This is a genomic window from Pseudomonas sp. HMWF006 (genome assembly GCF_003061205.1).
In the GTDB taxonomy this organism is placed as follows: Bacteria; Pseudomonadota; Gammaproteobacteria; order Pseudomonadales; family Pseudomonadaceae; genus Aquipseudomonas; species Aquipseudomonas monsensis.
This window is the reverse complement of sequence record NZ_QAIU01000301.1, coordinates 1,043-7,005: the sequence shown is the minus strand read 5'-3', so window position 1 is coordinate 7,005 and position 5,963 is coordinate 1,043. Positions and strand designations below refer to the sequence as shown.

Below are 5,963 nucleotides of genomic sequence, written 5' to 3'. Positions count from 1 at the left end.
GTGAAAAAAGTGCCGTGCCCGCCGTACCGACAGTTTTGAAACGCTTGATCATTTGTTACTTCCTTGTGGCTTAAAAATTCCAACGAAAACCTTGCGCAAAATACTAGCTCGCTTCGAACACCTGCTCGTCCACGTCATACTTAACCACCACCCGATTCCGATACAACCTCACCCGCTCCACCAACTCCCCAACCTGCCCCTTCTCCCGCACTTCCCGCCAAATCTCATTCTCCCGATACACCCGCGCCCCCTCCCGCACAAACCGATGCCCTTCCTGAAACACGTGATACCGATACTCCCGTACCTGATCGCACAGCAACTCGCCCTCCAGCTGCGTGTCCCCCACCTTCAACTTCAGCTGAAAGCTCCGATCCGTCGGGTTGTGCAGCACCAGATCAACGTAGTTGTAGAAAATCGCCGCCCCGGACCCGAATGGCAGCACCCGCCCCTCATCCGGAAACGGGTCGAAGCTGTGGTTGGAGCGTTCAACCACCACCAGCGGTGAATGAATGGCCATCCAGTGAATCAGATTGCTCAGTTGGCAAATGCCACCGCCCACCCCGCGTCGAGCTTCGCCGAAGGACAGTTCCAGGCCTTCCACATACCCGCGTTCGCGTGTCGGGCGGCCGACGAGGCGGCAGAAGGAGAAGTGTTCGCCGGGGGCGATGATGACGCCGTCGATGGCGGCGACAGCCAGTTTGAGGTTGATGACTTTGTTGTGTTGCAGGGCGAGGTCGGAATCGCCGAGTTTGCGGATGAGTTTCGAGGTGTGTTTGAGGTAGCGAAATGGCAGGCGCTCGGCCTGTGCGCGAAGGCTTGCGTAGCGTTTGCCGGAGCAGCGCCAGGCGATCTGGCGGAACAGTCTTTTTTGCCACACGCGCAGCCAGTACAGGGTCGGGTGGTAGAGGGAAAGTGGTTTCATCCGTGATACGTCGGCGCTTGCCGTTGCTTCCTTGAGCCGTTGGGCGCGCATTTTAGCGTGTAACGATCTCCGGCACCCGTGGCATTTCCAGGCAAATCGAACGCTTTCAGACACTCGCCGCGCTCAGGAAATCTGCAAATTAAGGTTCGACTAAGGTTGCGTCGCTACCATCGCGTCTCATGAACCCCCTGTCGCCCCATGAACCGCGGATGAGTCCTTCTGATATGAGAGCGTTCGATTTACCAGCCCGGCCACAAGCGAATTTCAGTCTTGTCTTGGTAAATTACAAAACCCCTGACATCACCAGGATGTGTCTTGAGTTATTGCACCCACATGTCAAGGAGCTGCATATTCCGGTGTGGGTCGTGGACAATGATTCGGCCGATGCCAGTCTTGATTACTTGCGTTCGCTTGACTGGATCAATCTGATCGAACGTCCTTCGCCGGGTAAAGAACCCGGCCACATTGCGCACGGCAAAGCGCTGGATCTGGCGCTGGACAAAGTCGACACCGATTATCTGTTTCTGCTGCACACCGACACCTTTGTCTACGACAAAGAAGTGTTTGCCATGATGATGCGTGAGTGCACAAAAACACCGGACATGGCCGCAGTCGGTTGTGTCGAGCAACTCAATCGCGGAATTGTTCGTGACACCTGGCGTTTAACTTCGCGTTTCTGCAAGCACTATGTTCGTAAAGCGAAAGTGCGTATGGGCCTGCGTTCGAAACAGCCAAGACCTTACAAAGAAACGCATCTGAAAAGTTTCTGCACGTTGTGGAATGTCCGCTTGATGAAGTCTCAAGGCCTGCACTTTTGTATGGATGATCGAGTGCCCGGTTATACCCTGCAGGACCGGATGGTCGACTTGGGTTACGGCATCAAATTCCTCTCGCCGCGCAAGATTTTCAGCTATCTGGATCACATTCAGGCAGGAACCGTTGCCGCGGCGGGTACCTACGGGGAAAACCACCGGCGCACGAAGATGTATCAGGCCACCCTCAAGCGTCTTCAGAGGGCATAAACCAGAAGACCATGCAAGTGAAGGTTAATTTAAGTCCAATAAAAAAGGGCGACTGCAAAGTCGCCCTTTTTGCTTGCAGAAATTGTATACATCCGCTCCGAAGAGGTGTTCGCCCAGTGTAATGGCCTGGCAATCCATGCACCGGTAAAGAGCCCTGACACTGGGCGAACGGGTTGGATTTTAATAGAAGTTGGCGCTTATGTCCTCATACTTCAATGTAAAAATTATGTACGAACAAGTTAACAGATATTTATCGACGATTTCTTGCGTGAAACTTTCGGGATCGCTAAACCCTATTAATAGTATGACTACTCTAATACAAAAACTGTACAAGAGCAGTCATGCCGTAGAGTTAATACTCAACTTTCGTGTTGACTGGTCACTTTTAATATATCGGTGTAAGTGACGATGACGCTCTGCCCTTCTTTCAAATCTTTCAGCTTGGCTTGAATTTCAGGCTTTTTCACGTCGAGGATTTTCGATTGACCTTGCGGGTTTTGCAGGGTCACCTGATTTTTCTTCAAATCAATTTTGGTGATTTTCAGTTGCACCTGAACCTGACGGAACGCTTCACCGCCCGGATTATCGCTGCCCGGGGCGTTACGCAGCTCGCCGGTATGCTCGACGGTGCCAGGCAGACCTTTATCCACATCGGTGTCGAGGTACGCGGCGACGGAGCGCTGGACTTCAACCTTGACCAGATCGCCGACCTTGAGATTGGCGAGATTTTTCGCCTTGTCGCTGAGCTGGACATGCACTTGACGACCTTCGGCGCCCTCGAGCACGACCTGGTGCTTGGCAGCGTCAACGGAGATCACTTTGGTCGTGACCTGATCCGCTTCGAGGGTGGCAGACAACGGAATATCGGCGGCCAATGCGCCGAAGCTGGTGGCGGACAGTACGGTGGCGAGGGTGATGGCCTTGGCCAGTGTATGAAGCTTCATAGACGATCCTTTCCCTGTGATGAATGGCAGCACCCGGCGTCGAACCGCGTTCGGCGCCGAATGTGCCCCTGAGCATAGACGCTGTTCAGGGCTTGGCCGTCGTCTGTTGCTTTGCCGTGTCCTGCGCGGTGGACTCGCCGCTCGGTGTGCCTTTGCCGCTGTTCTGGCGCTGTTTGGGATCGGTTGGCCGCAACGCGTCGTTATCGCGCTCGGTTTCTCCTGGTGGCCGGGGCTCGTCGGGGTGTTCGCTGGAGTTGACGGGGTTCATGGCGGTTGTCCTCAGGCTTCGGGGTCGTCAAGTTCGCGGGTGACGTTGACCGCGGGGGAATCCTTGTGCAGGTCATCGGCCTTGGCGCGCAGGATCTGCCATTGCTCCAGATCGATCGCGCCTTGGCCCAGCAGGTCGTCGGCGATGCGTTGCAGATCGAAGTAGTGAGCGTCGGGGGATTGCTGCCAGTAGGTCGAGTCGTCGAAAAGGCGCTGCCAAATGCTGAGGTCCGGGGGTTGCAAGTCGTCGCTCATGGCCAATCCTCCACAGGTATTACGGTGTAGAGGCGGCGAAATGAAACGGAGTTCAATCCAATGCAGGCGCGCCGGTCAGTACCCGGTCATTTCCAGATAGCCGCGCCCGCCATGGCTGCCGCTGACCCGCACCGGCCCTTCCCAATAGGGAATGCGCAGGTTCATCCAGGCGTTGGGGTTCAACGCGGACAGGCTGATGTCCAGTTGCTTGTCGGGAATGCGAATGGTCCAGCGCACCGGCATCGAACGTCCAGCGACTTTGGCGGTGTCTTGCGGGACGAGTTCGATTTGTTCACTGCGCAAGGTTTGCGCCTGGCCGTCGGCGGTGATCCAGGTGCCGGTGAGGTATGGCGCGCCGTCCTTCTGGCGCATGCGGTAGAGCATGACGTGTTCACCGCTGTCGAGGTGCAGGGAGAACCAGTCCCAGCCGGTCTGATTGGCGGTCAGCGGCTGACTGCTCCATTCGCGATCGAGCCAGGCCGGGCCGCTGACGGTGTAGATCTGGCCGTCGATCTGCAAAGTGCCACTGGCCTGGAAAAACGGCTGGCTGTAGTAATACGAGGCCTGGCCCTGCTCGGATTTCTGGCTGAAGCCATTATCGCCCTGCAACACCAGCGGCCGACTGGACGTGAGGTGCAATTGATAGGCGAATGATTGATCGCGTGCACTGAGTTGCATATCGCTCAGGGGATCCTGCGCCTGACTGGCAAACCGCCAGTCATCGATCCACGCCTCGAACGGCGCCACGTTCACCCCGGCCTGCCCCACGCCGCCCCGAGCATAACGCTCGGCAGCATGGTGCGCGGTGGCCGAGGTCACCGCCGCATGGCCGAGCCAGACCGTCTGATTGCCCCAGCCCGGTTGCTGCGACACGGGCTTCAAAGCGCTGCGAAACAGCGTCCACTGCACACCATAATCGTTGCCCTGCGGGTCCTTGAGATTGGCGGTGACGTACCACCACTCGATACGAAAACCGTCATGGGCACCGTGATCGGCCGGGAAGCTGAACACCCGCCCTGGTACTACGGGGGTGAACTGCGCCGCCTGGTCGCCGAGCCCGGCAAAGCCCTTTTGTTCAGGCGCCGACTGATCACAGCCGGCCAGTAGCAATGCCAGGCACAACGACGCCACCCGGTTAATCCTCATGGGCAAACGTCCTCAGCAGGTCCGCCGGTTGCGTGCGGTACAACGAATACAGCGGCCAGGCTGAGGCGAGCAAGGTTGCCAGCAGCGCCAATCCCATCAGTTGCAGGAGTTGCAGCGGAAAGATCCGCAACGGCAACCGCCAGCCGAACGCCTGCACATTGATCACCGCATCCAGGCACCATGCCAGCGCGATTCCCAGCGGCAGCGCCAGTACCAGCGTCAGCACCGCCAGCAGCCAGGTCTGGCCGAGGTTGAGCAGCATCAACTGCCGGCGCGTCACACCCAACGCCCACAGCGGCGCCAGTTGTCCGAGGCGGCTCTGGCTCTGGGTCAACAAGCTGATGAACAGCGCCACACCCGCCACCGCCAGCGTCAGGCTGTTGAGCGCCGCCGTAGCCGCGAACGTGCGCTCGAACACTTGCACCGACCACCCCTTGAGCCGCGCCTGATCGACGATGCGACTGTCATCAATCTGGAAGCGCGTTTGCAGCGCCGACAAAAATGACGGGATGTCGGGCGGCGCGATGCGCAGGTTGAAACGGTTCGGCGTCAGTGTCGGCCACAGCCGCAACAGATGGTTGCTGTTGACCAGCAGGTGCCCCCTGGGATTGCCATAGTCGGCGTAGATCCCGACGATGCGCGGTGACCAGGTTCCGCCCGGGAACGGCAGGCTCAGATGCTCACCCGCACGCACCCTCAGGCGCCGCGCCAGTTGCTCGCTGAGCATCACCGCGTCGTCGTTCGCCAGGTGCGCCCACGGATCCCCGGCAATCGCGTCGAGCAGCGGCCAGTGCTGCCGGTAATACGGATGATCAATTGTCCCGAACACATCCGCCGGCCAGCCTTGCAGGGTCACCGCCACTTGCCAGTTGGGCAGTACGGCGCTGACGCTCGGCTGCTGCTTGAGCCAGCTATACAGCTCGCGGGACTGCGCCGGATTGACCGGGTTGATATAAAGCTCGGCGCTCAGGCGTTGTTCGAGCCAGTCGTTGAAAGTCTGGCGAAAACCGGCGGTCATGCTGCCAGCGCCGATGTTCGCTGCGAGCGCCAGCAGCAGCGCCATCAGCGCCAGACTCAGCGCCGGCAGTTGCTGGCGACAGTCGGCCAGAAACCACTGACCGAGCACCGAACGACTGCGCCCGAGCAGTTGATTGAGCACCGAGCTCAGCACCACCGGCAGCGCCAGCGCGGCGCCAAGCAGCAGCCCGGCCATCAACGCAAAACCACTGCCGAGTCTGTCGCCCCAGACCAGCGCCAGCAACGCCATCGCGCCCAATAGCGCCGCCAGCCACCCCTGACGCCGCAACCAGCGCGCATGCTGCTGATGCCAGGCCTGCGGTTCCGCCACCGCCAACAGCGGCAAGCGAGCCGCGCGCAGCAGACTGTTGGCACCGGCCAGCAATGCGC

General features: G+C 59.0%; 7 protein-coding genes and 1 pseudogene. 1 reads left to right on the top strand and 7 read right to left on the bottom strand.

Going from position 1 to position 5,963, the window contains the following annotated elements:
- Nucleotides 1-103: 103 nt before the first annotated feature.
- On the bottom strand, nt 104-922 hold the full coding sequence (locus tag DBR24_RS12400) for a VanW family protein (RefSeq protein ID WP_128614905.1): 819 nt from the start codon (nt 920-922) through the stop codon (nt 104-106).
- Nucleotides 923-1,146: 224 nt separating this feature from the next.
- Between DBR24_RS12400 and DBR24_RS30925 the strand changes: the two genes are divergently transcribed.
- A complete protein-coding gene (locus DBR24_RS30925; RefSeq protein WP_158277035.1) occupies nt 1,147-1,944 on the top strand; it encodes a glycosyltransferase family 2 protein in 798 nt (265 codons plus the stop codon).
- 359 nt (nt 1,945-2,303) lie between these two features.
- Here DBR24_RS30925 and DBR24_RS12390 read toward each other — a convergent pair whose 3' ends face one another.
- The 6 genes and pseudogenes from DBR24_RS12390 to DBR24_RS34825 form a co-directional block, all read right to left on the bottom strand.
- On the bottom strand, nt 2,304-2,888 hold the full coding sequence (locus tag DBR24_RS12390; protein WP_123467530.1) for a hypothetical protein: 585 nt from the start codon (nt 2,886-2,888) through the stop codon (nt 2,304-2,306).
- An 85-nt stretch (nt 2,889-2,973) separates the two neighbouring features.
- Nucleotides 2,974-3,156 (bottom strand): hypothetical protein, encoded by a 183-nt coding sequence (locus DBR24_RS12385; protein WP_123467528.1) that lies wholly within the window; start codon nt 3,154-3,156, stop codon nt 2,974-2,976.
- 11 nt (nt 3,157-3,167) lie between these two features.
- The gene (locus DBR24_RS12380) at nt 3,168-3,410 is read right to left on the bottom strand and encodes a hypothetical protein (protein ID WP_128614898.1); all 243 of its coding nucleotides are present in this window, start codon (nt 3,408-3,410) and stop codon (nt 3,168-3,170) included.
- A 75-nt stretch (nt 3,411-3,485) separates the two neighbouring features.
- Nucleotides 3,486-4,556 (bottom strand): lipocalin-like domain-containing protein, encoded by a 1,071-nt coding sequence (locus DBR24_RS12375; RefSeq protein WP_128614897.1) that lies wholly within the window; start codon nt 4,554-4,556, stop codon nt 3,486-3,488.
- Entirely contained in the window at nt 4,546-4,911 is a 366-nt protein-coding gene (locus DBR24_RS34830) for an FtsX-like permease family protein (protein ID WP_371921273.1), read from the bottom strand. The genes DBR24_RS12375 and DBR24_RS34830 overlap by 11 nt, the downstream gene beginning before the upstream one ends.
- A gap of 312 nt (nt 4,912-5,223) precedes the next feature.
- Nucleotides 5,224-5,574: pseudogene (locus DBR24_RS34825) on the bottom strand (ABC transporter permease); the annotation flags it as partial.
- Nucleotides 5,575-5,963: the final 389 nt, after the last annotated feature.